Annotated in this window: 2 protein-coding genes and 1 pseudogene; 2 read left to right on the top strand and 1 reads right to left on the bottom strand. The window is 59.0% G+C overall.

The window, feature by feature from the left end:
* Positions 1 to 94 precede the first annotated feature (94 nt).
* Together BLT27_RS18950 and BLT27_RS19505 are read left to right on the top strand one after the other, a co-directional pair.
* Positions 95 to 301 (top strand): annotated as a pseudogene (locus tag BLT27_RS18950) (zinc ribbon domain-containing protein); the annotation flags it as partial.
* Positions 302 to 345: 44 nt separating this feature from the next.
* Positions 346 to 561 carry a hypothetical protein gene (locus tag BLT27_RS19505; RefSeq protein WP_139172454.1) on the top strand — a complete coding sequence of 72 codons (216 nt, stop codon included), beginning with the start codon at positions 346 to 348 and terminating at the stop codon, positions 559 to 561.
* Between the two features lie 17 nt (positions 562 to 578).
* Here the strand turns inward: BLT27_RS19505 and BLT27_RS18945 are convergent.
* A partial coding sequence (locus BLT27_RS18945) for an outer membrane protein assembly factor BamB family protein (protein ID WP_139172453.1) occupies positions 579 to 1,294 on the bottom strand: 716 nt, incomplete at its 5' end.

The raw sequence follows: 1,294 nt of genomic DNA, 5'->3' as shown, positions 1-1,294 counted from the left end.
CAGTTCCGTGAAATCGTCCTCATGTTCGCCATCTCCAACATAGAACCGCTCTGTGAACCTCTCTAACCATGACTCAGCATCTATTCAACACGGCAAGAAAAACCGTGATGGTGACGAGTTTGAGTGTCTGAAGTGTGGGAAGAAACTACATAGCGATTACAACGCCGCCCGGAACATCGGGTGGCGTTTAGTCCAGCACTGGCTCAAGTCTGGTGCTGGACGAGTCACGAGTCAACTGGCTCTGAAGTCAGGGACGTTGAACGCGAACGGTCGATTCCGACCTGCCGTTTTGCGGGGTTAGAGCGGGAGTCCACTGACAAGCCTCGGGGCTTGACCCCGAGGCAGTTGACCATCACCGACGATCTCCGTGCGCTCCCAGAACTTCAGACAATCGTCGACGCCCAGGTCGCGATTTCACCGCTCCTTCTCAAAGCCTTCGTCACACGAGGTGTAGTAGAACATGAGATTGCCGAGGAGAAGCACGAAGAACTCGCTCAGCAACGAGACTGGCTCGGTACTCCCATCTACGGGCGTGCAAAACAGCTGTTCAAGCAGGACTAGTTCTGTTCGATACGTTCCTACCGCGAGTCAGCGTTAATGCCACGGAGTTGGCCGTCCGAGGCACCGATGAACACGTGTCCGTCGGCGACGGCCGGTGAGGAGTCGACGTACGGTCCATCTTCTCGGTCATCCTCGAAGTTGATTCGCCAGGCGTTCTCACCGTCCGTCGTGACCGCCGAGAGACCATCTCGGCAGCCGACGAAGACAACGTTGTCAACGACAGCGGGTGAGGACCGCGTATCCGTCTTGATTTCGGCAGTCCACTGTCTCTCCCCACTCTCGCTGTCGATGGCGTATACCTGACCACGTGTCGTCCCAGAACACTCAGACTCACCGTCCCCACCGGCGCCCGTACAGACACGCCTCGACGACGCGGCAACATACACTGTCCCATCGGCGACAGCAGGAGACGACCGGAAGCTGATATCGTCGAGGTCTGCCGTCCAGTTCGTGTCCCCGCTCGCAGCGTCGAGTGCAGTCAGCTGCGCCGGAGGCCCGGAGTCCGACAGTGTGGGTCCGCCATAGTAGACCGTCCCGTCGACGACAGCCGGTGAAGAATCGGGATGTGAGGGAACGTTCCGAGTCCAGACCTCGTCTCCAGCTTCACTATCCAGCGCGTAGAGCGTCTCCTCGGCACCGAAGTAGACCCGACCGTCAGCGACCGCAGGCGAGGAGCCGATCTGTGACCGGTCACCGAACTGGTCGTACCGCCACTGAATCTCGCCGGACTCTG

The sequence above is a fragment of the Haloarchaeobius iranensis genome (genome assembly GCF_900103505.1).
GTDB classification, from domain to species: domain Archaea; phylum Halobacteriota; class Halobacteria; order Halobacteriales; family Natrialbaceae; genus Haloarchaeobius; species Haloarchaeobius iranensis.
This window is presented reverse-complemented; position numbering and strand designations above follow the sequence as displayed.